The sequence below is a fragment of the Acinetobacter sp. TY1 genome (assembly GCF_048551395.1).
GTDB lineage: Bacteria > Pseudomonadota > Gammaproteobacteria > Pseudomonadales > Moraxellaceae > Acinetobacter.
In genome coordinates, this window is record NZ_JBLYZK010000001.1 from 255,178 (window position 1) to 277,739 (window position 22,562).

Here is a 22,562-nt window from a genome sequence, read left to right on the forward strand (position 1 = left end):
TATGTGCTTTTCACAAAAAAATTCTCGATTATTCAATGTTTCAATGGCATATTTCAATTTGAATTTATAAGAAAGCATAATGACGATGAACCTGAATACTCAGATTCTGATTGCAGCCATATTGGGCGTCGCATTTGGATTTTTACTCAATCAATTTCCTCAGACCGCTTTTTTTGACCATAGTATTTATGGTTTGAGTATTTTGAGTAGCATTTTTATTGGTCTGTTAAAAATGCTTTTGGTTCCACTTATTTTTAGCTCCATTGTGGTTGGGGTATCTAATTTACAGTCGGGCGGGCAGTTGAGTCGGACATGGAAAATTACATTGCTCTGCTGTGTGACGACCACGACATTGGCATTGATACTCGGTATTGGTGCAGCGCATTTATTTGGTGTCGGACAGGGCGTTGATATTGCTATGTTTCAGGATGCAATGAATGAACATCAAACACCAGATACACTGACGCCATCTGCATTCTTTACCAACTTTATTCAAAATACCTTAATTAATCCGTTCAAGGCATTTTCGGATGGTAATGTGCTTGCTGTTGTCGTTTTCGCATTGATGCTTGGTGTGGCTTTGGTGAAAGGCGGTGAACGATTTAATTCAATCAAAAAGCTTAGCACGCAATTTTTTGAAGTGATGATGATGCTAGTTGGTTGGGTCATGAAACTTGCGCCCATTGGTATTTTTGCGCTCCTTGCAAAATTGGTATCGACAGAAGATATTTCAATATTGAGTCGTTTAGCGGAGTTTGCTGCTGTTGTAACGGGTACAACTATTTTTCATGGAGCAGTTGTGCTGCCATTACTGCTGTGGATTTTTGGCAAGATGAGTCCGATCACCTTTTTTAAGGGAACACGCACAGCACTGATCACTGCATTTGCAACAAGCTCGAGTTCTGCAACCATGCCATTGTCGATGAAATGTGCACAAGAAAATTTAGGCGTTCGTCCGCAAGTTGCAGGTTTTGTGATCCCGCTTGGTACACAATTAAACATGGATGGCACGGCACTCTATGAAGCTGCTGCTGCTTTGTTTATTGCAAACTTGATGGGACTAGATTTAAGTATAGGACAACAATTGATTGTTTGTTTGACGGCAATGATTGCATCGCTTGGTGCACCAGGGATTCCAAGTGCAGGCATGGTGACGATGATTATGGTTTTACAGTCTGTTGGATTACCTGCCGAAGCAATTGCAATTCTACTTCCTATAGATCGTTTACTTGATACTGTACGTACCGTAGTCAATGTTCAAGGTGATATGATGATTAGTGTGGTGGTTGATCGCCATACGAGAAATGTCATAAATAATTAATTTAGAAGTATTTAGAGAAAATAAAAAACCTGCTAAAGCAGGTTTTTTATTTTAAATTTTTTAGTAATTTGTATTATGCAACTTTCAGTAATGCACGTTTTGCAGCAGGTGATTTATCTAAATAGGCAATTGCATCTTCAGTTTTTGCTTCATGTACTGGATCATACCAAGGCATCAAATAACCAAGTTGCTGTGAAACCAACCAAAGCGGATGTGGCATAAGACGGTTATCTGTTTGCGCAATACGAACCCATTCACGCCAAATCCATGGTTTATAAAGCGCAGGTTTTTTGTCTGCGAAACGTGGGTCTTGTCTCATAATATGTGCTGCACCATCAACCCATAGCCCTATAACAGCAGCAATTACAAGTAAGCTCTGATAGTAACGAGAAATATAACCACCACCCAAATGGCGATAAAGGTCAAATGCAACAGTACGATGTTCAATTTCTTCTGCACCGTGCCATTTGACCAAATCAAGCATATTGGCATCTGCACCGAGCTCTTCCCACTTTTTGTTGTACAGAACGTATTTTCCGAGTACACAAGTCATGTGCTCTACAGTGGCAATAATGCCTAATCGGAATAAATCCCATTGATGCTCAAGTGGGCCAGGTACGGGAATAAAGGTGAGGGGTTTGTCAGCTAGAACTTTAGTAAATAACAAATCCATCAATTTTAGATTACGATCAACATCAATGTTGCGAATAGTGAGATATTCTTTATTTGCTGAGTTGTGTGCTTGAGCATGCATAGCTTCTTGGCGGATGAATGCACGAACATCTTCTTTCAGTTTTTCATCGGTAATTTGTGGTAAAACTTTGTTGTATAAACGACAAAACCAAAATTCACCAGCAGGTAAAATCATATTAATTTCATTAATAAAATAGCTAATGAAAGGTTGATTTGGAATCCAATCAATCGGTGTATCTTTCCATTCAAATTTGACTTTACGCGGTTTGATTGAGTATTGGATGGAAGAACCAATTTTACTGTTTTTGATGCGTGAGAGTAATTTCATAGCAGAGTCCCTGATTCTAATTGTTTATGATTTTATTTGTTGTAATCATCAACAATGCTTACATGTACTGAGTATAAAAAAAAGTCCCAAATTGTATTTAGCAATTTGGGACAATCAAATATCAATTGGTGATGATTTTTGTTGGACAATCTATAAAAAAGAAGGTTTTAGTTTAAATTTGGCTGTTCATCGCCTAAATCATCATCTTGATCCATATCTTGTTCATCATCTAAAAGATCATCTTCCGAAGCTTCAGGAATAGCATCTAAATCAAACACTGTATTTTGTTCCAATGTGTAATTTAAACGTCCTGCCATAACACTTGCAAGTTCTTCAAGTCCTTGTTTATTCATTGATGAGAACAACTGAATGGAGAAATTGAGCTTCATTTTACGCAGTTGTTGTTGTACATCAATGAGCACTTGACTAGCTGGGCCACGGTTCAATTTATCTGATTTAGTCAATAGAACATGAACAAAAAGTTGACGAGAATACGCCCACTCTAACATCATGACATCGAAGTGTTGTAGAGGATGGCGAATATCCATCAATAACACTAAACCTTGTAAACTTTGACGATGAATCAGGTAGTTTTCAAGTTCTTTTTGCCAAACAATTTTCATCGATTCAGGTACGGCAGCATAGCCATAGCCAGGTAAATCGACAAGACGTTGATCAGGATTCCCCAAGCTGAAAAAGTTAATCATTTGGGTACGACCAGGACGCTTTGATGCTCGTGCTAGTTGTTTTTGATTAGTCAATGCATTGATTGCACTTGACTTACCTGCATTTGAGCGACCTGCAAAAGCAACTTCATATCCCGTATCTTCTACGCATAAATTCAGTTTTGGTGCACTCATCAGAAACTCAGCTCTGCGTAACCAGTTTAAAGACGAATTTGCATACTCTTCAACCACAGAGTCCACTTTGCGTTCATAACTAATTTTTTGCTTAGGTGCTTGAGCAATTTTAGCGTTTCTTGATTTACCACTGTGGCGATGCATAATCCAACTTCGAAAATAACGGAATAAGATGCATTATAAAGGAAGTCGGTGATTCAGGCGAATTTTGCAGATCAACAAGCCGATTTATCATGATGAAAAATGTTACAGATTAAGCAGTGAAATCAAAGGAGCTTGATTTGTTGAGCCTTGAGGTGATGTATTGAGAACATCAGATAGGGTGTATTGGTTTAAGCTAAGATAAAACTGTTGTATGGCATGATCAAGAATACCTTTTAAACCACAGTTTGTACGAAAAACACAAGGTGGATTATTGCATTCTACAATAGGCGCATAGCCTTGTAGGACTTGAACAACATTGCCAAGTTGGGCATTTAAAGTTGTTGGATTGAGTTGAATGCCGCCGCCTTTACCTCGTGTGGTAATAATCCAATGTTGCTTTGCCATAAAATGCACAATTTTTGTCAAATGATTTTGAGAGACGTGCAAATCTGCTGCAATTTCTGCAATGGTATAAGGCGTATCTCTAGAGCGTGAAATATACATGAGTATGCGTAAAGCATAATCAGTGAATTTATTGAGTTGCATTTTGGCGTGATCTTATCGATGCGACTTGGTAGTTTGTATTATTTTAGCCTGAAAGCTCCCTTTTCGGGAGCTTTCAGTTGAAATTTACGATTTATGGCTATTTAAATGCAGATAGAAAAGTCTTATTTTGCCTGTGGAGCGGTGAGTTGAACTTGATCGCCGACTTTATATTGATTCAGTAAAATATCTGAAACTGAGTACTCGGTTGGATTGTCGGTTGTTTTTACTTCAAATTGGTACTGTTGTTCATCACCTGAAAGTAAGATGAATTGATGGGGTTGCTGTAGTTCTTGTCCAGGTACTTTAACTTTTACCGAAATAAATTGACCAGCAGGTGCGGTTATAATAGTTAAACCATCACTTGCTTTAACCGTAAAGCGCTTCCCATGTTCAGTCGCTGTAATGTCACTAATAGTGAAGTCGCGCCATCCTGCCCATCCACCATTTTGTGTCGCTAAGCGTTCATATTTTTGTTTTTCAACACCAATTAAAATATCTGCCAATTGTAAATATGCAACTTTCCATGCGGCAATCAGTTCAGAATCCATCGGTACATTGAGAACTTCACTGATTGAGTTTAAAAGGTTCTCACCCACAATCGCGTATTGATCAGGTTGAATATCTAAGCTGACATGTTTTGTGGTGATGTGTTCAATTGCTTTGGCTAAAACAGATGGATTTTCGATATGTTCCGCATACGCCAAAACCGCAGCAGCTAAAGCTCTTGGTTGGCGACCAGAATTTTGGCTATCTAAGTTAAAGATATTTTTTAACTCAGGATGGTTGTTTAACATGCGGTTGTAAAAGTAGCTTGTTAAAGCAACACCATTTTCACGTAATACAGGAACAGTTGATTTTACAAGTTCAATATGTTCAGGAGTCATTTGCTGGACCTCTTGTTGTCTGGCTATTTAAAAGATGTATTTAAAATACATCTTTATATTTAAATGTACAATAACTTTGTTGTAAAAAAGGCATAAAAAAATTAAGGATAATGTTTATCCTTAATTTAAGCTTTTTAAAATGAAGTGTTTATTGGTGAAATAAAAAAAGGTCAGCGCCCACCAAATAATGAACCTAATAGACCACGAACTAGTTTTTGCCCAGTACTACCACCTAAGCTACGTGCTGCACTTTTTGCAAAAGTACCAAGTACATCTTGTGTTATTTTTGCGCGTGCTGCAGCGGCTTTCTCTTCCTCTTTAGCTTGAAGTTTTTCTAGGCGTTCTTGATCTTTATTTTGTTGTTTTTCCATATTGGCTTGAAACTTGGCTTGTTCTTTTTGCATTTGCTCAAGTTGTTTGGCTTGTTCAGTTGCGACTTGCAATGCAACAAGCTGTTGCTCATTTTCACTGACTTTACGTTGTAACATTTCAAAAGCGCTATCACGATCAACAATTTGATCGTAAACACCAGCAACAATACTTTGAGCCATGAGTGCTTTACGCTCATCTAGGGTAATGGGATTAAATGCAGAGTAGGGAGGCATAACCATGCCGCGCTCTACAATTTGCGGTGTCCCTTGCTCATCTAGACAGCTAATAAGGGCTTCACCTACTGCAAGTTCAGTAATGGCTTCATCGACTTTGAAGGTTGGGTTGGCACGAAACGTATCCGCAGCTGTTTTTACGGCTTTTTGATCTTTTGGAGTAAAAGCACGGAGAGCATGTTGCACACGGTTACCTAATTGTCCAAGAACATTCTCAGGAATGTCTAAAGGGCTTTGTGTAACAAAATAAATACCTACGCCTTTAGAACGAATGAGGCGTACAACTTGTTGAATTTTCTCTTGTAACGCAGGACTTGCATTGTCAAACAGTAAATGGGCTTCATCGAAGAAGAATACCAATTTAGGTTTATCCATATCACCGACTTCAGGTAATTTTTCAAATAACTCAGACAGCATCCATAATAAAAATGTTGCATAGAGTTTCGGGGTATTCATGAGCTTGTCGGCAGCCAATAAGTTAATGTAACCATGACCATTAGGATCGGTTTGAATAAAATCCATAATATCGAGGCTAGGTTCACCAAAAAAGCGATCTGCACCTTGATCACCCAATGCGAGCAAATTACGTTGAATTGCACCTAAGCTCGCAGGAGATAAATTACCATATTCAGCTTTTAATTCGGCTGCATGTTCACTGACATGAGTCAGCATTGATTTTAAATCTTTAAAATCAATTAGTAGTAAACCTTGGTCATCTGCAATACGAAACACCGCAGAAAGTACACCTTCTTGTGTTTCATTTAGATTGAGCATTTGTGCTAAAAGCAAAGGGCCAATTTCAGAAATAGTGGTTCGGATAGGATGCCCTTGTTCACCAAATAAATCCCAAAAAATGGTTGGAGATGCTGCGAATGGGACAGCATTTATACCTAAACTTTTAATACGCTCATCAAACTTAGCATTGCTACTGCCTGCTTTGGCAATACTTGAAACATCACCTTTAGCATCTGCCAAAAATACAGGCACACCTATACGAGAAAAACTTTCGGCAAGTACCTTTAATGTTACGGTTTTTCCAGTTCCTGTTGCTCCTGCGATCAAACCGTGGCGGTTAGCAAACTGTGAATGTAAAACAATATCTTGTGTAGTATCTGACGTTTTTTTTGCAATAACGATTGGTGTGCTCATGTACGGTTCCTATTGTGATTATTCCGTTGATGTCGCTGCTTATTTTGTTTTCATATGATGTAGTGCTGTGGTGATATCTTGAATTAAGTCTTGTGGATGTTCAAGACCAATACAAAAACGCACCAATAAACCTTGTTTTAAATGTGGAGTATCCAAATGACGCATATCTTTGAGGTTATAAAGCATCACTAAGCTGACTGGACCACCCCAGCTAAAACCAAGTTTGAATAATGATAAATTATCACAAAATGAACGAATGGCGCTCATATCATATTCAGGTTTAAAAATAACACTGACTAACCCTGCACTTTGCGCTGTTTGGCAAGTGTCTTTCCAAAAACGATGACTAATATTGTCTGTATCGGCAGGGTGGAGGACTTGTGCAAACTCAGGTTGAGTTTTAAGCCATTCTAACAGCGTAATCGCTGAAGCAGATTGATGCTCATAACGTAGTTGCATTGATGAAAGACTACGCTGAACTTGTGCTGCATCATCACCTGAAATCGCGATGCCTTGAATGGCGTGCATACGGAATAATTGATGATGCAATTTTTCATCCCGTGTCACCACTGAACCCATCAAAATATCACCACCACCACTTGGATATTTAGTCAGTGCATGCACGGTTACATCTACACTTAAATGTTCGCTTGAAAAGTCGAAAGCATTAAAGGCAAGTCCTGCCCCCCAAGTATTATCGAGAGCAGTCAGAATATTGTGCACTTTGGCTTTTTGAACCAAATTGATTAAATCGGGAAACTCTAAAGTCACTGAGCCAGCCGCTTCTAACCAAATTAATTTCGCCTTTTCTGTGGGTTGAAATGATTCAATATCTATCGGGTTATAGACTTCGACGGTAATACCATAGCGCATTTCAAGATTGCGCAAATGCTCCATATTGGGGCCATAAATGTTATCTGAGACCCACACTTCATCACCATGCGCTAAAAAGCAAGAATTGACGAGGTTGATGGCAGACAAACCACTTGGTGCAAGCAGGCAATATTTTCCGCCTTCTATTTGAGCAATATGATCGCCTAAAGTAAAAGTAGTGGGTGTGCCATGTGTACCATAACTATAGTCATAAGCATCCGTCCAATGGCGATTAAACAGTGCATCGGTATTTTTAAAAATAATAGTCGATGCACGAAATAAAGGCGGTTGAACTGTCGCAATATATTGAGGTGCTTTGCGAGGTGAATGAATTAAAGCCGTTTGATGATTATATTTCACAGAAAACTCTAAATTTTAGAAAACAAATATTTATGAAAGAAAAGCACATTAAATTCACGGAGCAAAGAATTAAATTGTGAAAATTTATCACCATTCAAAATATTGGCTTCGTTTTTGCACTATGCATTAGAACAATGAATATTTTTAATCTCAAATGAAATAACAAGAATAGGGTCTAACATGATGAAAAAGTTAAAAGTACATTATTTTCAACATATTGCAGGTGAGGGTTTTGGCAGTTGCTATGAATATCTAAAACAACAAGGAGCTGAAATTAGTGCAACCGAATTTTTTGCATTACCTAAAGATTTTAAGCTGGAAATTGAAGCATTACCCAACATAGAAGATGTTGATTTATTAATGATTATGGGAGGGGAAATGAGTGTGAATGATGAAGCTAATTACCCATGGTTACGCATAGAAAAGCGTTGGCTTAGACGGTACTTAGCATCATCAAAACCTGCTATAGGCTTATGTTTGGGGGGGCAACTCATTGCAAGTGCATTGGGTGCAAATGTACACAGACACCACACTCAAGAGATTGGTTGGACTAGAGTTTTTAAAAGCCTGTATTGTAAAGAAGGTGACTTTCAGTTGCCTGAGCATGTTGATGTAATGCAGTGGCATAGCGAAACGTTTGACCTTCCAAAGGGTGCAATTCGGTTGGCGGAAAATAGTGTGTGTCATAACCAAGTGTATCAAATTGGGAACAATGTACTTGGTTTTCAATTTCATCCTGAAATTACACCACAAGCTTTAAAGCTTTTTGTTGCACATGAAGAAGAACAAAATGTTTTTTATGGGAAAAATCAGCAGTCGTTAAGAGATCTGGAGCGGTCAGATAAAACTGCATTTATTCCAGGGCATCAATTATTGAATCGTGCAATTGAATATGTGCTACAGCCTTAAAGGCAATGACTATACAGAAAAGTGATAGCTTACAATTAATTCACTAAAATATGGGAAAAAATGGCAATAGCGTTTGCTTAAGTGTTAAACAGTCGCTATAATAAGTGACCCTTCAATATGATGGGCTGAATGGCAAATAACGTCGTTCAGATATCGTTACAGTCATGGCATCGATCATGACCATAGTGATTTTCACTGCTCTTGACACTTATCCTTTTTTAGTGGGGTGAGATGCGTCAGGAGTGATTCTTTATATATTTGGCTTGGAGTTAACTGGTATGTCTAACCAGAGAATTCGTATCCGTCTTAAGTCTTTTGATCACCGTTTAATTGATCAATCTTCTCAAGAGATCGTAGAAACAGCAAAACGTACAGGTGCACAGGTGTGTGGTCCAATCCCTATGCCTACACGTATCGAACGTTTTAACGTTTTGACATCACCGCATGTAAACAAAGATGCGCGTGACCAATATGAAATCCGCACATACAAGCGTTTGATCGACATCGTTCAACCTACAGACAAAACTGTAGATGCGTTGATGAAGTTGGATCTTGCAGCTGGTGTTGATGTTCAGATCGCATTGGGTTAAGGCTTTCGGGTTAATTAACGCTCTAAGTTAATTAGGCCGCTTTTTTAGAGGTTTATGCACATGGCTATTGGTTTAGTCGGTCGCAAGTGCGGTATGACACGTATCTTTACAGATGCTGGTGTTTCTGTACCTGTAACAGTGATTGAGGTTGATCCTAACCGTATCACTCAAATCAAAACGCTTGAAACTGATGGTTATCAAGCGATTCAAATCACTACTGGTGAACGTCGCGAATCTCGCGTAACTAACGCTCAGAAAGGTCACTTTGCGAAAGCTGGTGTTGCTGCTGGTCGTCTAGTTCAAGAATTCCGCGCTACAGAAGCTGATCTTGAAGGTCGTGAAGTTGGTGGTTCTCTTACCGTTGAATTGTTCACAGTGGGTCAAATTGTTGACGTAACTGGTCAATCTAAAGGTAAAGGTTTCCAAGGTGGTGTTAAGCGTTGGAACTTCCGTACGCAAGATGCAACTCACGGTAACTCACTTTCTCACCGTGTTTTAGGTTCTACTGGTCAAAACCAGACACCTGGTCGCGTATTCAAAGGCAAAAAAATGGCTGGCCATTTAGGTGCTGAACGCGTAACTACACAGGGTCTTGAAATCGTTTCTATCGACACAGAACGTTCAGTTCTAGTTGTTAAAGGTGCGGTTCCTGGTGCTACCGGTGGCGACGTTATCGTTCGTCCTACGATCAAGGCCTGAGGGGAAATATTGTGAATTTAAATACTGTTTCCGGTTCAGCTGTTGAGTTGTCTGAAGTTGCGTTTGGTCGTGACTTTAACGAAGCACTTGTTCACCAAGTAGTAACAGCATATTTAGCTGGTGGCCGTCAAGGTTCTAAAGCTCAAAAATCACGTGGTGAAGTATCTGGCGGTGGTAAAAAACCTTTCCGTCAAAAAGGTACAGGCCGTGCGCGTGCTGGTTCTATTCGTAGCCCAATTTGGGTTGGTGGTGGTAAGACTTTTGCTGCTCGTCCACAAGATTGGTCTCAAAAAGTTAACCGTAAAATGTACCGCGGTGCAATGCAATGTATCCTTGCTGAACTAGTTCGTCAGGATCGTCTTATTTTGGTTGAAGAGTTCTCTGTTGAAGCTCCTAAAACTAAAGAATTGCTTGCAAAGCTTAACGACTTGAACGCTACTCGCGCATTAATCGTTACTGAAGCTGTAGATGAAAATCTATATTTAGCTGCACGTAACATTCCACATGTTGATGTGGTTGATGCTGCTGGGATCGATCCTGTTGGTTTGATCGCGTTCGACAAAGTTGTTATGTCTGTAGCTGCTGCTAAGAAAATTGAGGTAGAACTCGGATGAACAACGAACGTATCTATCAAGTCCTTCAAGGACCTGTATTCTCAGAAAAAGCACAAGTTTTAGGCGAAACTGCTGGTGTTCAAGTTTTTAAAGTTGCTATTAACGCAAACAAACTTGAAATCAAAAAAGCTGTTGAGCAACTATTTGGTGTCGAAGTTGTTAAAGTTAACACGACGATCACTAAAGGGAAAACAAAACGCTTTGGTAAAACATTAGGACGTCGTTCTGATGTTAAAAAAGCATACGTCACCCTGAAAGCTGGCCAAGATGTTGAAATGGCTGACTTGGGCGATACCGCTGAAACCGCAGCGGAATAAGGACGAAGATTATGCCGATTCAAAAATGTAAGCCAACGTCTCCGGGACGTCGCTTTGTAGAGAAAGTGGTTCATGACCACCTTCACAAAGGCGCACCGCATGCACCGTTGGTTGAAGCTAAAAAACGTACTGGTGGTCGTAATAACAACGGTCACATTACGACTCGTCACGTAGGTGGTGGTCATAAACAGCACTACCGTCTTGTTGACTTTAAACGTAATAAAGATGGCATTCCTGCAACTGTAGAGCGTATTGAATACGATCCTAACCGTACATCACATATTGCACTTGTGCTTTATGCTGACGGTGAGCGTCGTTATATCATCGCTGCTAAAGGTTTGCGCGCTGGTGATAAAGTTCAGTCTGGTAACGATGCTCCAATTCGTCCAGGTAACTGCTTACCACTTCGTAATATGCCAATCGGTTCTACACTTCATAACATCGAGCTTAAAATTGGTAAGGGCGCACAGTTAGTACGTTCTGCTGGTACTTCTGCTCAGTTGTTGGGTCGTGACGGTTCTTACGCAATTATTCGTCTACGTTCTGGCGAAATGCGTAAAGTACACGTTGAATGTCGCGCTGTGTTAGGTGAAGTATCTAACTCAGAAAGCAACCTTCGTTCACTTGGTAAAGCAGGTGCATCTCGCTGGCGTGGCGTTCGTCCTACCGTTCGTGGTATGGCGATGAACCCAGTAGACCATCCACATGGTGGTGGTGAAGGGCGTAACAAAGGTATTCAACCTGTAAGCCCATGGGGTCAAAAAGCTAAAGGGTACAAGACACGTACCAATAAGCGTACGACTAAGATGATCATTCGCGACCGTCGCGTTAAGTAACAAGTAAAGGAATCTGACAATGCCTCGTTCTCTGAAAAAAGGCCCATTCGTCGATGCGCACTTGTTCGCTAAGGTTGAAGCGGCTATCGCGGCTAATAACCGTAAGCCGATCAAAACTTGGTCGCGTCGCTCGATGATCCTCCCGGATTTTGTTGGTTTAACAATTTCTGTCCATAATGGCCGTAACCATGTTCCAGTGATTGTATCTGAACACATGGTTGGTCATAAACTCGGTGAATTCGCGCCAACTCGTACCTATCGTGGTCACGGTGTTGACAAGAAATCTAAACGTTAAGGTGCTATGATGGAAGTTACTGCTAAATTACGCGGTGCCGCTATCTCGGCACAAAAAACTCGTTTGGTTGCAGATTTAATCCGTGGCAAATCAGTTGCTCACGCGCTTAACATCTTGAACTTCAGCAACAAAAAAGCTGCAGTTTTAGTTAAAAAAGCATTGGAATCTGCGATTGCAAACGCTGAACATAATAACAGTTTAGATGTAGACGACCTTAAAGTTTCTACGATTTACGTTGATGAAGGCACTAGCCTTAAGCGTATTATGCCACGTGCTAAAGGCCGTGCAGATCGTATTACTAAGCGTACTTGTCACATTACCGTTAAGGTAGGGGTTTGATATGGGTCAGAAGGTTCATCCAATCGGTATCCGCCTTGGTGTTGTAAAACGTCATAACGCCAACTGGTATGCGAGTCCGAAACAATACGCTGAATATTTGCTTAAAGATCTTCAAGTTCGTGAGTTTTTAACTAAAAAACTTAAAAGCGCGATGATCAGCAATATTCTTATCGAACGTCCTACTGGCGCTGCTAAAGTAACTATTAGCACAGCTCGTCCTGGTATCGTTATCGGTAAAAAAGGCGAAGATATTGAGAAATTACAGCGTGAACTTACTCAAATTATGGGTATTCCTGCGCAAGTAAGCATCAATGAAATCGACCGTCCAGACCTAGATGCTCGTTTAGTTGCTGAAGCAATTGCTTCTCAATTAGAAAAGCGTGTAATGTTCCGTCGTGCTATGAAGCGTGCGGTTCAGAATTCTATGCGTGCTGGTGCTAAAGGTATCAAAGTTGAAGTTTCAGGTCGTCTAGGCGGTGCTGAGATTGCTCGTACTGAGTGGTATCGTGAGGGTCGTGTACCTTTGCATACACTTCGTGCTGACATCGACTATGCTACTATGCGCGCTGAAACAACTTACGGTACGATTGGTGTTAAAGTTTGGATTTTCCGTGGTGAGATTTTAGGTGGCATGAAACAAGTCATGAACCCTGCTCCTGCAGAAGATCGTCCAGCTAAACGCGGTCGTGGTCGTGGTGAAGGTCAGGAGCGTCGTGGTCGTCGCAATGATCGTTCTGCTGAAAAAGGAGAATAATCCATGTTGCAACCTAAACGTACTAAATTTCGTAAGGTACAAAAAGGCCGTAACACTGGTCTAGCGCATCGCGGTAGCACTATTTCTTTTGGTACTATTGCTCTTAAATCAGTTGAACGTGGTCAAATGACTGCGCGTCAAATTGAAGCAGCGCGTCGTACAATTAGCCGTCGTGTAAAACGTGGTGGTAAGATCTTTATCCGTGTTTTCCCTGATAAACCAATTACTGAAAAACCATTAGAAGTTCGTATGGGTAAAGGTAAAGGTTCTGTGGAATACTGGGTTTGCCAAATCAAACCAGGTAAGATCTTGTACGAAATGGATGGTGTTAGTGATGAATTGGCTACAGAAGCATTTAAGCTTGCTGCAGCTAAACTTCCTTTCAAAACCACTATCGTTACTAAGACGGTGATGTAATGAAAACTAAAGATCTACGTGAAAAATCGGTAGAAGAATTGACAGCTTTGCTTGATGAGCAACAGCTTAACCAATTCCGTCTTCGCATGGCGAAAGCAACTGGTCAATTGGGTAAATCGCATGAAGTTGCGGTTACTCGTAAAACTATTGCACGCATCAAGACACTCCTTACCGAAAAACAGGGGAACGGACAATGAGTGAGCAAACAGTTCGCACGTTAACAGGCAAAGTAGTAAGCGACAAGATGGAAAAATCTATCGTTGTACTTATTGAACGCCGCGTTCAACACCCGTTGTATGGCAAATCAATTCGCCGTTCAACTAAATTACACGCTCATGATGAGAACAACACAGCTAAAACTGGTGATGTTGTAACTATCAAAGAAAGCCGCCCAATGTCTAAAACTAAGTCTTGGACTTTAGTTGAAGTGATTGAAGCTGCTGCTGAGTAATTAACGTTCTGGTTGCATCATTGGTCAATTTCGAGTACTCTTTGAGCCTTTCGAAATTGCGACCGGTGATGCGACTCGGTTTTGGAGTAGGGCAATGATTCAAACCGAAAGTATGCTAGACGTAGCAGACAACAGTGGTGCTCGCCGCGTACAATGTATTAAAGTACTAGGTGGTTCACATCGTCGTTATGCTTCTGTTGGCGACATTATTAAAGTTACTGTAAAAGAAGCAATTCCACGTGGCCGTGTTAAAAAAGGTGACGTGATGAATGCAGTTGTAGTTCGTACTAAATTCGGTATTCGTCGTCCAGATGGTTCTGTGATCCGTTTTGATGATAATGCTGCAGTTATTTTGAACAACAACAAGGCTCCGATTGCCACTCGTATTTTCGGACCAGTGACTCGTGAACTTCGTACTGAACAGTTCATGAAAATCATTTCATTGGCTCCTGAAGTTCTATAATAGAGGCAATCATGGCTAAGATTAGAAAAGGCGATCAAGTAATTGTGATCGCAGGTAAAGAAAAAGGCAAACAAGGTACTGTTTTGTCTGTTTCAAATGACCGCGTTATGGTTGAAGGCCTTAACTTGGTTAAGAAGCATCAAAAGCCGAATCGTGCAACAGGTGCTGAAGGCGCTGTAGTTACACAAGAAGCTTCGCTTCATATTTCAAACGTAGCAATTTTTAATGCTACAACCCAAAAGGCTGACCGTGTTGGTTACCAAGTGATTGAAGGCGCGAAAACTCGTGTTTATAAATCAAATGGTGAATCAGTGGCGGCGGCGAAGTAATAGGTTGAAATAGGCTATGGCCAGACTTAAAACACGTTATAACGACGAACTTAAAGCTCAATTATTAGAGACTTTAGGTGTTAAGAATGTGATGGAAATTCCTCGCATTACTAAAATCACGATCAACATGGGTGTTGGCGCAGCAGCAGCTGACAAAAAACTCCTTGATGGTGCTTTATCTGATATGCAAGCTATTGCTGGTCAAAAACCAGTTCTTACATTAGCTCGTAAATCAATCGCAGGTTTTAAAATCCGTGATGGTTGGCCGATTGGTTGTAAAGTAACTTTACGCGGCGAACGTATGTACGAATTCTTAGACCGTTTGATCTCTATTGCGATTCCTCGTATTCGTGACTTCCGCGGTTTTTCTGCGAAATCATTCGATGGTCGTGGTAACTATTCAATGGGTCTTAAGGAACAGATTATGTTCCCTGAAATCGATTTTGATAAGATTGATCGTATTCGTGGTATGGATATTACCGTTACTACGACTGCTCGCACCGATGACGAAGGCCGTGCGCTATTGCGTGCATTCGGCTTCCCGTTCAAATAAGAGGTCGATATGGCTAAGAAAGGTATGATTAATCGCGAGTTGAAACGCGAAGCTACTGTTGCTAAATACGCTGCAAAACGTGCTGAATTAAAAGCAATTATTGCAAACGTAAATGCTACAGATGAAGAACGTTTTGAAGCGATGATGAAATTTCAAGCATTACCACGTAATGCATCTCCAGTACGTCTACGTAACCGTTGTGGTTTAACTGGTCGTCCACATGGCTATTTCCGTAAGTTTGGCTTAAGCCGTAACAAATTGCGTGAAACAGTTATGCAAGGTGATGTACCGGGCGTTGTTAAGGCAAGCTGGTAAGGAGCACTATAAATGAGTATGCAAGATACCGTTGCCGACATGCTAACACGTGTTCGTAACGCACAAATGGCTAAAAAACAAACTGTTTCTATGCCTAATTCTAAGTTGAAAGTTGCTATTGCTAGCGTACTTCAACAAGAAGGTTATATTTCTAACGTAGAAGTTGCTGATGCTGAAGGTAAAGCAACTTTAACAATTACGTTAAAATACTATGAAGGCAAACCAGTTATTGAAACTGTGAAACGCGTAAGCCGTCCAGGTCTACGTCAGTATCGCGGTAAAGATAACCTTCCTAGCGTTAAGCAAGGTTTAGGTATTGCAATTGTTTCTACAAGCAAAGGCATCATGACTGATCGCGCTGCACGTTCTGCAGGCGTTGGTGGTGAAGTTATTGCTTTTGTATCTTAATAGGTGATTCCTCATGTCTCGTGTGGCTAAAGCCCCAGTAACTGTACCGAATGGTGTAACAGTTACTCAGAACGGCCGGCAGGTCGAAGTGAAAGGCAGCAAAGGTACGTTGTCTTTCAACCTGCATGCGCTGGTCGAGCTTAAACAGGAAGAAGGTAAACTTCAAATTGCTCCAATTTCAGAATCGAAAGATTCTTGGATGCAAGCTGGTACTGCTCGCGCTGTGTTAAATAACCTTGTAAAAGGTGTTAGCGAAGGCTTCGAACGTAAGTTGCAGCTTATCGGTGTTGGTTATAAAGCTGCGGTTAAAGGTACAACTGTACATCTTAACCTTGGTTTTTCGCACCCGATTGATTACGCTCTTCCTGAAGGCGTAACTGCTGAAACTCCTACTGCAACTGAAATCATTTTGAAATCAGCAAGCAAACATTTGCTTGGTCAAGTAGCTGCAGATATCCGTGGATATCGTCCACCAGAGCCGTATAAAGGTAAAGGTGTTCGTTATTCTGACGAAGTTGTACTTCGTAAAGAAGCTAAGAAGAAATAAGGCGCGAGGTTCTTATGAACGAAAAGAAACAATCCCGTTTGCGTCGTGCGAAAAGCACACGCTTGCACATCCGTGCATTGGGTGCGACTCGTTTGTGTGTAAACCGCACACCGCGTCACATTTATGCTCAAGTTATTTCTGCGGATGGTGGCAAAGTATTAGCGCAAGCTTCTACTTTGGATGCATCTTTACGTAGTGGTTCTACAGGTAATGTAGATGCTGCTACTAAAGTAGGTGCTTTAATCGCAGAGCGCGCGAAAGCTGCTGGTGTTACTAAAGTAGCATTTGACCGTTCTGGTTTTAAATATCATGGTCGTATCAAAGCCTTGGCTGATGCTGCTCGTGAAAACGGCTTGGAGTTCTAATCATGGCTAAAGTTGAACAAAACGAAGGTCTTGTTGAAAAGCTGGTTGCCGTTGATCGTGTAGCCAAAGTTGTTAAGGGTGGTCGTATCTTCTCTTTCACAGCATTAACTGTTGTGGGTGATGGTAATGGTCGTGTAGGTTTTGGTCGTGGTAAAGCACGTGAAGTTCCAGCTGCTATTTCTAAAGCACTTGAAGCTGCGCGTCGTAACATGATCACTGTTGATCTTGTTGATGGTACTGTACAGCACCCGATCAATGCACGTCACGGTGCAAGCCGTGTTTACATGCAACCTGCATCTGAAGGTACAGGCGTAATTGCTGGTGGTTCAGTACGTGCAGTACTTGAAGCAGTTGGCGTACGTAATGTATTGACTAAGTGCTACGGTTCTACAAATGCAGCTAACGTTGTGAACGCTACTTTTAATGGTTTGCGTGACATGACTTCTCCTGAGAAAGTTGCTGCTAAACGTGGCCTTTCAGTAGAACAAATTCAAGGGTAATCAATCATGAAAACGATTAAAGTTACCCAGACTAAATCTTCTGCGCATCGCTTGAAAAATCACAAGCTTAGCCTTAAAGGTTTAGGTCTGCGTCGTATTGGTCATACTGTAGAAGTGCAAGATACGCCTTCTAACCGTGGTATGATCAACCAAGTCTACTATATGGTTAGTGTAGAGGAGTAAGCCATGACTCTGCGTTTAAATGAACTTTCACCTGCTGAAGGTGCAAAACGTGATAGCCGTCGTCTAGGCCGTGGTATCGGTTCTGGTGTTGGTAAGACTGGTGGCCGTGGTGTCAAAGGTCAAAACTCACGTAAGAGCGGTGGTACTCGTCCAGGTTTCGAAGGTGGTCAAACTGCGTTATATCGTCGTTTACCTAAATTCGGTTTCACTAGCCAATTGGCTTTGAAAACTGCTGAAGTACGCTTGTCTGAACTTACTAAAGTTGAAGGTGATATTGTTTCACTTGAAACTTTAAAAGCTGCAAACGTTGTACGTAAAGATATGTTGCGTGCTCGTATTGTTCTTTCTGGTGAAATCACTCGTGCATTTACTGTACAGGGTGTAGCTCTGACTAAAGGCGCTAAAGCTGCTCTAGAAGCTGCTGGCGGTAAAGTCGAGGAGTAATCGCAAGTGTCTATGTCTCCTAGTTCTTCAGGTCATGTCAACATGATGAAAGGTCAGCCATTTCATGTGAAATATCGTGAAATTATTCGCCGATTAATGTTCTTGATTGGTGCTTTGGTTGTCTTTCGACTAGGAGCGCATATTCCGCTGCCAGGTATTGATAATGTCGCTTTGAGTCAGTTTTTTAAAGACAATGAAGGAACCTTCCTTGGCTTATTTAACATGTTTTCGGGCGGGGCATTGGAACGAATGTCCATTCTAGCGTTGGGAATTATGCCGTATATTTCTGCATCGATTATCGTGCAGTTAATGTCGACAGTTGTTCCCTCGTTGGAGGCATTAAAGAAAGAAGGCGAACAGGGTAAGCGTAAGATTAATCAATATACGCGCTATGGTACCTTGATACTTGCACTTGTGCAGGGTGTGGGAATGTGTGCTGGTCTTATTAGTCAAGGGATTACTTTGACATCTGGATTGGCATTTTATATTCCAGCACTGACTTCTTTAGTCGCAGGCACAATGTTCTTAATGTGGTTAGGAGAGCAGATTACCGAACGTGGTGTTGGTAATGGTATCTCTATGATCATTTTTGCAGGTATTGTAGCTGGTTTACCAGGCATTGTGACTCAGTCATTCACTAGCGTGAGTAATGGGTCTGCGAGCTTGATTGGATTAGCGGTATTTGGTTTGCTTTCAGTTGCGGTTTTGGCTGCAATTGTATTTATTGAGAAAGCACAGCGTCGTATCGCTGTGAATTATGCTCAGAAACAACAAGGTCGTCGTGTATTCACTGCACAACAGACACACTTGCCATTGAAGATTAATATGGCAGGGGTTATTCCAGCAATTTTCGCAAGTTCGTTATTGCTGTTCCCTGCAAGTTTAGGTCAATGGTTAGGTAGTGCTGATCCAAATGCAGGTTTTATTAAACGCGGTCTTCAAGATCTAGCATTGGTCTTATCGCCTGGACAGCCTTTGTATCTGGTACTCTTTGGTGCGTTAATTATCTTTTTCTGTTATTTTTATACGGCGCTGGTTTTCAGTCCTAAGGAAGTTTCAGAAAACTTGAAACGCAGCGGAGCTTACGTACCTGGTATTCGCCCAGGTGAGCAAACTGCTCGTTACTTAGATCATATTCTTAATCGATTGACATTTATTGGTGCAATTTATATTACAGTCGTATGTTTGATGCCAATGATTCTGCAAAGTTCATTTGGTATTCCATTCCATTTGGGTGGAACATCATTACTGATTGTAGTAGTTGTTGTAATGGACTTCATGGCTCAGCTACAAGCTCATCTCACTTCGCATCAATATGATAATCAATCATTAATGAAAAAAACGACTGCTCATCCTAAAGGATAAGCGCACTTAGAGGTTTCATCATGAAAGTACAGGCTTCTGTAAAAAAAATATGTGGTAGCTGTAAAGTTATCCGTCGTAATGGGGTTATTCGCGTAATTTGTAGCGCTGAACCTCGTCATAAGCAGCGTCAAGGTTAATTTAATTAAGACCTGTTGATTTCAGTAGGCTAATTAGGTTATTATCCGCCCTTCAAGATTTTTGTAGGGCGGTTGATTATCTCTACTGCCTTTTTGGAGAATTTGAATGGCTCGTATTGCCGGTGTAAACATTCCGGATAACAAGCATGCTGTTATCTCTCTTACGTATATTTTTGGTATTGGTCGCCATACAGCTAAAAACATTTTAGCTGCTGTTGGTATTGCTACTACGACTAAAATCCGTGAATTAGATGATGCTCAGCTTGATGCGATTCGTGCAGAAATTACTAAGGTTCCAACCGAAGGTGATTTACGTCGCGAAATTTCCATGAACATTAAACGTTTAATGGATTTAGGCTGCTACCGCGGTCTTCGTCATCGTCGCAGCTTGCCTGTTCGTGGACAACGCACCAAAACTAACGCTCGTACCCGTAAAGGTCCGCGCAAACCTATTAAGAAATAAGATTTCTGGAAGCTAAAAGATGGCTAAAGATACTCGCGCACGCAAGAAGGTCACTCGTACCGTCTCTGAAGGTGTTGCACACATTCACGCTTCTTTTAATAACACCATTGTTACGATTACTGATCGTCAAGGTAATGCATTGGCTTGGGCTACTTCAGGTGGACAAGGCTTCCGTGGATCGCGTAAATCAACACCGTTTGCTGCTCAGGTAGCTGCTGAAGTTGCTGGTAAAGCTGCTTTGGATTACGGTTTGAAAAACTTGGACGTCCTTGTAAAAGGTCCTGGTCCAGGTCGTGAATCTGCGGTTCGTGCATTAGGTGCAGTGGGTTATAAAATTAACAGCATTACTGATGTGACACCGATTCCGCACAACGGTTGTCGTCCACCTAAAAAACGTCGTGTGTAAGGAGAAACATTCATGGCTCGTTATATTGGTCCAAAATGCAAACTCTCTCGCCGCGAAGGGACAGACCTGCAATTAAAATCTGGCGTTAAACCATTTGACGTCAAAACTAAAAAAGCTGCTAAAGCTCCTGGCCAACATGGCGGAGCTCGTGGTGGTAAACAATCTGAGTACTCACTACAATTACGTGAAAAACAAAAAGTACGTCGTATGTACGGTGTTTTAGAGCGTCAATTTAGTAACTACTATAAAGAAGCTGCTCGTGTTAAAGGCGCAACAGGTGAAAACTTATTGAAGTTGCTTGAAAGCCGTCTTGATAACGTAGTTTATCGTATGGGCTTTGGTTCTACACGTGCAGAAGCTCGTCAGCTTGTATCTCACCGTTCAATCACTTTAAATGGTCGTCGCGTTAACATCGCTTCAATCCAAGTTAAAGCGGGTGACGTGATTGCAGTTCACGAAGGTGCTAAACAACAATTACGTATTAAAAACGCAATTGAATTAGCTACTCAACGTGGTACGGCTTCTTGGATCGAGATCGATCATTCGAAACTTGAAGGTACGTTTAAAGCTGCACCAGATCGTTCTGATCTACCTGCTGAAATTAACGAAAGCTTGATTGTAGAATTGTATTCTAAATAATCCTTGAGGTAGCAATAATGACGCGTACTGCAAACGAGTTTCTAACTCCGCAAGCGATCAAGGTCGATGCGGCAAGCGGGACCTCGGCAAAAGTGATTCTTGAGCCTTTAGAGCGTGGTTTTGGCCATACTTTAGGTAATGCTTTACGTCGCATTCTATTGTCTTCTTTACCTGGCGCTGCTGTGGTTGAAGTTGAGATAGAAGGTGTCGAGCACGAGTACAGTACTTTAGAAGGCTTGCAGCAGGACATCGTCGAGCTCTTGCTGAACCTAAAAGGATTGTCGATTAAGCTGTTCGATCAGAACGAAGCATATTTAACATTAGAAAAGCAAGGGGCTGGTGACGTAACTGCTGCCGATCTTCGTTTACCTCATAATGTTGAAGTGGTTAACCCTGAACATTTGATTGGTACTTTAAGTGCTTCAGGCTCATTAAAAATGCGCCTGAAAGTTGCTCAAGGCCGTGGTTATGAAACATCTGACTCACGCTTCCCTGAAGGCGAAACTCGCCCTGTAGGTCGTTTACAGTTAGATGCTTCTTATAGCCCGATCAAACGTGTGTCTTACACAGTTGAAAATGCTCGTGTAGAACAACGTACTGACCTTGATAAACTTATCATTGATCTTGAAACTAATGGTACAGTTGATCCAGAAGAAGCAATCCGCAAAGCGGCAACAATCTTGCAACAACAAATTGCAATTTTTGTTGATCTTCAGAAAGATCAAGCTCCTGTTGCTCAAGAACCTCGTGAAGAAGTTGATCCGATCTTGCTTCGTCCAGTGGATGATCTAGAGCTAACTGTTCGTTCTGCTAACTGTTTGAAAGCAGAAAATATTTACTACATCGGTGATTTGGTACAGCGTACTGAAGTTGAGTTGTTAAAAACTCCTAACTTAGGTAAAAAATCGCTTACTGAAATCAAAGATGTTCTGGCATCGAAAGCTTTGCAACTCGGCATGCGTTTAGAGAACTGGCCTCCGGCTAGCCTCCGTATGGATGATCGCTTTGCTTATCGTAGCCGTTAATTAAGTAGGACTATCACCATGCGTCATCGTAATAGTGGTGTGAAATTAGGCCGTACAAGCAGTCATCGTAAAGCGATGTTCCAAAACATGGCTAATTCTTTGTTTGAACACGAGTTGATTAAAACAACTGTGCCTAAAGCAAAAGAGTTACGTCGTGTAGCTGAGCCTTTAATCACTTTAGCTAAAAACGATACAGTAGCAAACCGCCGTTTAGCGTTTGCTCGTACTCGTTCAGCAGCAACTGTTGGTAAATTATTTACCGTTCTTGGCCCTCGTTACAAAGAACGTAACGGCGGTTATCTACGTGTTCTTAAAGCTGGTTTCCGTGCAGGTGATGCTGCGCCGATGGCTTATGTAGAGCTTGTGGATCGTGAAGTAAACTAATTACTTAACGCCATAGAACAGTCGGTTGTTCGAAAAAGGTCGGTATTTTACC

The 22,562-nt window shown here is 41.2% G+C and carries 35 protein-coding genes and 1 pseudogene; 30 read left to right on the forward strand and 6 right to left on the reverse strand.

The window, feature by feature from the left end:
* Window positions 1-85: 85 nt before the first annotated feature.
* Window positions 86-1,321 carry a dicarboxylate/amino acid:cation symporter gene (locus ACK2M2_RS01135; protein ID WP_419345891.1) on the forward strand — a complete coding sequence of 412 codons (1,236 nt, stop codon included), beginning with the start codon at window positions 86-88 and terminating at the stop codon, window positions 1,319-1,321.
* Between the two features lie 73 nt (window positions 1,322-1,394).
* On the opposite strand, the gene ACK2M2_RS01140 is transcribed toward ACK2M2_RS01135, so the two are convergent.
* The 6 genes from ACK2M2_RS01140 to ACK2M2_RS01165 form a co-directional block, all read right to left on the reverse strand.
* Window positions 1,395-2,342, reverse strand: coding sequence for a metal-dependent hydrolase (locus tag ACK2M2_RS01140; protein WP_419345868.1), 948 nt, complete (start codon window positions 2,340-2,342; stop codon window positions 1,395-1,397).
* 167 nt (window positions 2,343-2,509) lie between these two features.
* Complete coding sequence (gene yihA / locus ACK2M2_RS01145; protein WP_409509976.1) at window positions 2,510-3,346, reverse strand: ribosome biogenesis GTP-binding protein YihA/YsxC; 837 nt, start codon at window positions 3,344-3,346, stop codon at window positions 2,510-2,512.
* Window positions 3,347-3,448: 102 nt separating this feature from the next.
* Entirely contained in the window at window positions 3,449-3,892 is a 444-nt protein-coding gene (locus tag ACK2M2_RS01150; protein ID WP_409509977.1) for an RrF2 family transcriptional regulator, read from the reverse strand.
* Window positions 3,893-4,014: 122 nt separating this feature from the next.
* The gene (locus ACK2M2_RS01155; RefSeq protein ID WP_419345869.1) at window positions 4,015-4,776 is read right to left on the reverse strand and encodes a globin domain-containing protein; all 762 of its coding nucleotides are present in this window, start codon (window positions 4,774-4,776) and stop codon (window positions 4,015-4,017) included.
* Between the two features lie 170 nt (window positions 4,777-4,946).
* Window positions 4,947-6,530: a helicase HerA-like domain-containing protein gene (locus tag ACK2M2_RS01160; protein ID WP_419345870.1), complete on the reverse strand. Its 1,584-nt coding sequence runs from the start codon at window positions 6,528-6,530 to the stop codon at window positions 4,947-4,949.
* A gap of 39 nt (window positions 6,531-6,569) precedes the next feature.
* Window positions 6,570-7,763, reverse strand: a complete 1,194-nt coding sequence (locus ACK2M2_RS01165) for a PLP-dependent transferase (RefSeq protein ID WP_419345871.1) — start codon at window positions 7,761-7,763, stop codon at window positions 6,570-6,572.
* A 180-nt stretch (window positions 7,764-7,943) separates the two neighbouring features.
* On the opposite strand from ACK2M2_RS01165, the gene ACK2M2_RS01170 reads away from it, so the two are divergent.
* From ACK2M2_RS01170 to rplQ, 29 genes and pseudogenes are all read left to right on the forward strand, one after another.
* Window positions 7,944-8,672, forward strand: a complete 729-nt coding sequence (locus ACK2M2_RS01170) for a type 1 glutamine amidotransferase (protein ID WP_419345872.1) — start codon at window positions 7,944-7,946, stop codon at window positions 8,670-8,672.
* A gap of 278 nt (window positions 8,673-8,950) precedes the next feature.
* Window positions 8,951-9,262, forward strand: a complete 312-nt coding sequence (rpsJ, locus tag ACK2M2_RS01175) for a 30S ribosomal protein S10 (protein ID WP_004725677.1) — start codon at window positions 8,951-8,953, stop codon at window positions 9,260-9,262.
* 60 nt (window positions 9,263-9,322) lie between these two features.
* A complete protein-coding gene (gene rplC, locus ACK2M2_RS01180; RefSeq protein WP_409509982.1) occupies window positions 9,323-9,961 on the forward strand; it encodes a 50S ribosomal protein L3 in 639 nt (212 codons plus the stop codon).
* Window positions 9,962-9,972: 11 nt separating this feature from the next.
* Window positions 9,973-10,575 (forward strand): 50S ribosomal protein L4, encoded by a 603-nt coding sequence (gene rplD / locus ACK2M2_RS01185; protein ID WP_409509983.1) that lies wholly within the window; start codon window positions 9,973-9,975, stop codon window positions 10,573-10,575.
* Window positions 10,572-10,892: a 50S ribosomal protein L23 gene (gene rplW, locus ACK2M2_RS01190; protein WP_409509984.1), complete on the forward strand. Its 321-nt coding sequence runs from the start codon at window positions 10,572-10,574 to the stop codon at window positions 10,890-10,892. The genes rplD and rplW overlap by 4 nt, the downstream gene beginning before the upstream one ends.
* A gap of 11 nt (window positions 10,893-10,903) precedes the next feature.
* Window positions 10,904-11,728: a 50S ribosomal protein L2 gene (rplB, locus tag ACK2M2_RS01195; RefSeq protein WP_409509985.1), complete on the forward strand. Its 825-nt coding sequence runs from the start codon at window positions 10,904-10,906 to the stop codon at window positions 11,726-11,728.
* A gap of 19 nt (window positions 11,729-11,747) precedes the next feature.
* Entirely contained in the window at window positions 11,748-12,023 is a 276-nt protein-coding gene (gene rpsS, locus ACK2M2_RS01200) for a 30S ribosomal protein S19 (protein WP_004281508.1), read from the forward strand.
* 9 nt (window positions 12,024-12,032) lie between these two features.
* Window positions 12,033-12,362, forward strand: a complete 330-nt coding sequence (gene rplV / locus ACK2M2_RS01205) for a 50S ribosomal protein L22 (RefSeq protein WP_086179951.1) — start codon at window positions 12,033-12,035, stop codon at window positions 12,360-12,362.
* A gap of 1 nt (window position 12,363) precedes the next feature.
* Window positions 12,364-13,180 (forward strand): annotated as a pseudogene (gene rpsC, locus ACK2M2_RS01210) (30S ribosomal protein S3).
* Complete coding sequence (rplP, locus tag ACK2M2_RS01215; protein WP_409509986.1) at window positions 13,120-13,533, forward strand: 50S ribosomal protein L16; 414 nt, start codon at window positions 13,120-13,122, stop codon at window positions 13,531-13,533. Before rpsC ends, rplP begins: the two are co-directional and overlap by 61 nt.
* Window positions 13,533-13,730, forward strand: a complete 198-nt coding sequence (rpmC, locus tag ACK2M2_RS01220) for a 50S ribosomal protein L29 (RefSeq protein ID WP_409509987.1) — start codon at window positions 13,533-13,535, stop codon at window positions 13,728-13,730. The genes rplP and rpmC overlap by 1 nt, the downstream gene beginning before the upstream one ends.
* Window positions 13,727-13,984 (forward strand): 30S ribosomal protein S17, encoded by a 258-nt coding sequence (gene rpsQ / locus ACK2M2_RS01225; RefSeq protein ID WP_409509988.1) that lies wholly within the window; start codon window positions 13,727-13,729, stop codon window positions 13,982-13,984. Before rpmC ends, rpsQ begins: the two co-directional genes overlap by 4 nt.
* 94 nt (window positions 13,985-14,078) lie before the next feature.
* The gene (gene rplN / locus ACK2M2_RS01230; RefSeq protein ID WP_004725701.1) at window positions 14,079-14,447 is read left to right on the forward strand and encodes a 50S ribosomal protein L14; all 369 of its coding nucleotides are present in this window, start codon (window positions 14,079-14,081) and stop codon (window positions 14,445-14,447) included.
* An 11-nt stretch (window positions 14,448-14,458) separates the two neighbouring features.
* Window positions 14,459-14,776 (forward strand): 50S ribosomal protein L24, encoded by a 318-nt coding sequence (gene rplX / locus ACK2M2_RS01235; protein WP_409509989.1) that lies wholly within the window; start codon window positions 14,459-14,461, stop codon window positions 14,774-14,776.
* Between the two features lie 16 nt (window positions 14,777-14,792).
* Entirely contained in the window at window positions 14,793-15,329 is a 537-nt protein-coding gene (gene rplE / locus ACK2M2_RS01240) for a 50S ribosomal protein L5 (RefSeq protein ID WP_409509990.1), read from the forward strand.
* A gap of 9 nt (window positions 15,330-15,338) precedes the next feature.
* A complete protein-coding gene (gene rpsN, locus ACK2M2_RS01245) occupies window positions 15,339-15,644 on the forward strand; it encodes a 30S ribosomal protein S14 (protein WP_166322118.1) in 306 nt (101 codons plus the stop codon).
* A gap of 12 nt (window positions 15,645-15,656) precedes the next feature.
* Window positions 15,657-16,052, forward strand: coding sequence for a 30S ribosomal protein S8 (gene rpsH / locus ACK2M2_RS01250; RefSeq protein WP_409509991.1), 396 nt, complete (start codon window positions 15,657-15,659; stop codon window positions 16,050-16,052).
* Between the two features lie 13 nt (window positions 16,053-16,065).
* Window positions 16,066-16,599, forward strand: coding sequence for a 50S ribosomal protein L6 (gene rplF / locus ACK2M2_RS01255; protein WP_409509992.1), 534 nt, complete (start codon window positions 16,066-16,068; stop codon window positions 16,597-16,599).
* A gap of 14 nt (window positions 16,600-16,613) precedes the next feature.
* Window positions 16,614-16,964, forward strand: coding sequence for a 50S ribosomal protein L18 (gene rplR, locus ACK2M2_RS01260; RefSeq protein WP_004869518.1), 351 nt, complete (start codon window positions 16,614-16,616; stop codon window positions 16,962-16,964).
* A gap of 2 nt (window positions 16,965-16,966) precedes the next feature.
* A complete protein-coding gene (rpsE, locus tag ACK2M2_RS01265; protein WP_409509993.1) occupies window positions 16,967-17,464 on the forward strand; it encodes a 30S ribosomal protein S5 in 498 nt (165 codons plus the stop codon).
* 6 nt (window positions 17,465-17,470) lie between these two features.
* Window positions 17,471-17,647 carry a 50S ribosomal protein L30 gene (gene rpmD, locus ACK2M2_RS01270; RefSeq protein ID WP_067762901.1) on the forward strand — a complete coding sequence of 59 codons (177 nt, stop codon included), beginning with the start codon at window positions 17,471-17,473 and terminating at the stop codon, window positions 17,645-17,647.
* A 3-nt stretch (window positions 17,648-17,650) separates the two neighbouring features.
* Window positions 17,651-18,091 carry a 50S ribosomal protein L15 gene (gene rplO, locus ACK2M2_RS01275; protein ID WP_409509994.1) on the forward strand — a complete coding sequence of 147 codons (441 nt, stop codon included), beginning with the start codon at window positions 17,651-17,653 and terminating at the stop codon, window positions 18,089-18,091.
* Window positions 18,092-18,136: 45 nt separating this feature from the next.
* Window positions 18,137-19,456, forward strand: coding sequence for a preprotein translocase subunit SecY (gene secY, locus ACK2M2_RS01280; RefSeq protein ID WP_409510017.1), 1,320 nt, complete (start codon window positions 18,137-18,139; stop codon window positions 19,454-19,456).
* Window positions 19,457-19,476: 20 nt separating this feature from the next.
* The gene (gene rpmJ, locus ACK2M2_RS01285; RefSeq protein WP_000867907.1) at window positions 19,477-19,593 is read left to right on the forward strand and encodes a 50S ribosomal protein L36; all 117 of its coding nucleotides are present in this window, start codon (window positions 19,477-19,479) and stop codon (window positions 19,591-19,593) included.
* A 106-nt stretch (window positions 19,594-19,699) separates the two neighbouring features.
* Window positions 19,700-20,056 (forward strand): 30S ribosomal protein S13, encoded by a 357-nt coding sequence (gene rpsM / locus ACK2M2_RS01290; protein WP_004650467.1) that lies wholly within the window; start codon window positions 19,700-19,702, stop codon window positions 20,054-20,056.
* A 19-nt stretch (window positions 20,057-20,075) separates the two neighbouring features.
* The gene (rpsK, locus tag ACK2M2_RS01295) at window positions 20,076-20,462 is read left to right on the forward strand and encodes a 30S ribosomal protein S11 (protein WP_004281491.1); all 387 of its coding nucleotides are present in this window, start codon (window positions 20,076-20,078) and stop codon (window positions 20,460-20,462) included.
* A gap of 12 nt (window positions 20,463-20,474) precedes the next feature.
* The gene (rpsD, locus tag ACK2M2_RS01300) at window positions 20,475-21,101 is read left to right on the forward strand and encodes a 30S ribosomal protein S4 (protein ID WP_409509995.1); all 627 of its coding nucleotides are present in this window, start codon (window positions 20,475-20,477) and stop codon (window positions 21,099-21,101) included.
* Window positions 21,102-21,118: 17 nt separating this feature from the next.
* Entirely contained in the window at window positions 21,119-22,126 is a 1,008-nt protein-coding gene (locus ACK2M2_RS01305) for a DNA-directed RNA polymerase subunit alpha (RefSeq protein ID WP_409509996.1), read from the forward strand.
* Between the two features lie 18 nt (window positions 22,127-22,144).
* Window positions 22,145-22,510 (forward strand): 50S ribosomal protein L17, encoded by a 366-nt coding sequence (gene rplQ / locus ACK2M2_RS01310; protein ID WP_004281488.1) that lies wholly within the window; start codon window positions 22,145-22,147, stop codon window positions 22,508-22,510.
* The last annotated feature ends 52 nt before the right edge of the window (window positions 22,511-22,562 follow it).

Excerpts from the sequence above, each read along its gene's own strand:
- ACK2M2_RS01135 (WP_419345891.1), top strand. The coding sequence starts at position 86 with ATGAACCTGAATACTCAGATTCTGATTGCAGCCATATTGGGCGTCGCA.
- ACK2M2_RS01140 (WP_419345868.1), bottom strand. The coding sequence starts at position 2,342 with ATGAAATTACTCTCACGCATCAAAAACAGTAAAATTGGTTCTTCCATC.
- yihA (WP_409509976.1), bottom strand. The coding sequence starts at position 3,346 with ATGCATCGCCACAGTGGTAAATCAAGAAACGCTAAAATTGCTCAAGCA.
- ACK2M2_RS01150 (WP_409509977.1), bottom strand. The coding sequence starts at position 3,892 with ATGCAACTCAATAAATTCACTGATTATGCTTTACGCATACTCATGTAT.
- ACK2M2_RS01155 (WP_419345869.1), bottom strand. The coding sequence starts at position 4,776 with ATGACTCCTGAACATATTGAACTTGTAAAATCAACTGTTCCTGTATTA.
- ACK2M2_RS01160 (WP_419345870.1), bottom strand. The coding sequence starts at position 6,530 with ATGAGCACACCAATCGTTATTGCAAAAAAAACGTCAGATACTACACAA.
- ACK2M2_RS01170 (WP_419345872.1), top strand. The coding sequence starts at position 7,944 with ATGATGAAAAAGTTAAAAGTACATTATTTTCAACATATTGCAGGTGAG.
- rpsJ (WP_004725677.1), top strand. The coding sequence starts at position 8,951 with ATGTCTAACCAGAGAATTCGTATCCGTCTTAAGTCTTTTGATCACCGT.
- rplC (WP_409509982.1), top strand. The coding sequence starts at position 9,323 with ATGGCTATTGGTTTAGTCGGTCGCAAGTGCGGTATGACACGTATCTTT.
- rplW (WP_409509984.1), top strand. The coding sequence starts at position 10,572 with ATGAACAACGAACGTATCTATCAAGTCCTTCAAGGACCTGTATTCTCA.
- rplB (WP_409509985.1), top strand. The coding sequence starts at position 10,904 with ATGCCGATTCAAAAATGTAAGCCAACGTCTCCGGGACGTCGCTTTGTA.
- rpsS (WP_004281508.1), top strand. The coding sequence starts at position 11,748 with ATGCCTCGTTCTCTGAAAAAAGGCCCATTCGTCGATGCGCACTTGTTC.
- rplV (WP_086179951.1), top strand. The coding sequence starts at position 12,033 with ATGGAAGTTACTGCTAAATTACGCGGTGCCGCTATCTCGGCACAAAAA.
- rplP (WP_409509986.1), top strand. The coding sequence starts at position 13,120 with ATGTTGCAACCTAAACGTACTAAATTTCGTAAGGTACAAAAAGGCCGT.
- rpmC (WP_409509987.1), top strand. The coding sequence starts at position 13,533 with ATGAAAACTAAAGATCTACGTGAAAAATCGGTAGAAGAATTGACAGCT.
- rpsQ (WP_409509988.1), top strand. The coding sequence starts at position 13,727 with ATGAGTGAGCAAACAGTTCGCACGTTAACAGGCAAAGTAGTAAGCGAC.
- rplN (WP_004725701.1), top strand. The coding sequence starts at position 14,079 with ATGATTCAAACCGAAAGTATGCTAGACGTAGCAGACAACAGTGGTGCT.
- rplX (WP_409509989.1), top strand. The coding sequence starts at position 14,459 with ATGGCTAAGATTAGAAAAGGCGATCAAGTAATTGTGATCGCAGGTAAA.
- rplE (WP_409509990.1), top strand. The coding sequence starts at position 14,793 with ATGGCCAGACTTAAAACACGTTATAACGACGAACTTAAAGCTCAATTA.
- rpsN (WP_166322118.1), top strand. The coding sequence starts at position 15,339 with ATGGCTAAGAAAGGTATGATTAATCGCGAGTTGAAACGCGAAGCTACT.
- rpsH (WP_409509991.1), top strand. The coding sequence starts at position 15,657 with ATGAGTATGCAAGATACCGTTGCCGACATGCTAACACGTGTTCGTAAC.
- rplF (WP_409509992.1), top strand. The coding sequence starts at position 16,066 with ATGTCTCGTGTGGCTAAAGCCCCAGTAACTGTACCGAATGGTGTAACA.
- rplR (WP_004869518.1), top strand. The coding sequence starts at position 16,614 with ATGAACGAAAAGAAACAATCCCGTTTGCGTCGTGCGAAAAGCACACGC.
- rpsE (WP_409509993.1), top strand. The coding sequence starts at position 16,967 with ATGGCTAAAGTTGAACAAAACGAAGGTCTTGTTGAAAAGCTGGTTGCC.
- rpmD (WP_067762901.1), top strand. The coding sequence starts at position 17,471 with ATGAAAACGATTAAAGTTACCCAGACTAAATCTTCTGCGCATCGCTTG.
- rplO (WP_409509994.1), top strand. The coding sequence starts at position 17,651 with ATGACTCTGCGTTTAAATGAACTTTCACCTGCTGAAGGTGCAAAACGT.
- secY (WP_409510017.1), top strand. The coding sequence starts at position 18,137 with ATGAAAGGTCAGCCATTTCATGTGAAATATCGTGAAATTATTCGCCGA.
- rpmJ (WP_000867907.1), top strand. The coding sequence starts at position 19,477 with ATGAAAGTACAGGCTTCTGTAAAAAAAATATGTGGTAGCTGTAAAGTT.
- rpsM (WP_004650467.1), top strand. The coding sequence starts at position 19,700 with ATGGCTCGTATTGCCGGTGTAAACATTCCGGATAACAAGCATGCTGTT.
- rpsK (WP_004281491.1), top strand. The coding sequence starts at position 20,076 with ATGGCTAAAGATACTCGCGCACGCAAGAAGGTCACTCGTACCGTCTCT.
- rpsD (WP_409509995.1), top strand. The coding sequence starts at position 20,475 with ATGGCTCGTTATATTGGTCCAAAATGCAAACTCTCTCGCCGCGAAGGG.
- ACK2M2_RS01305 (WP_409509996.1), top strand. The coding sequence starts at position 21,119 with ATGACGCGTACTGCAAACGAGTTTCTAACTCCGCAAGCGATCAAGGTC.
- rplQ (WP_004281488.1), top strand. The coding sequence starts at position 22,145 with ATGCGTCATCGTAATAGTGGTGTGAAATTAGGCCGTACAAGCAGTCAT.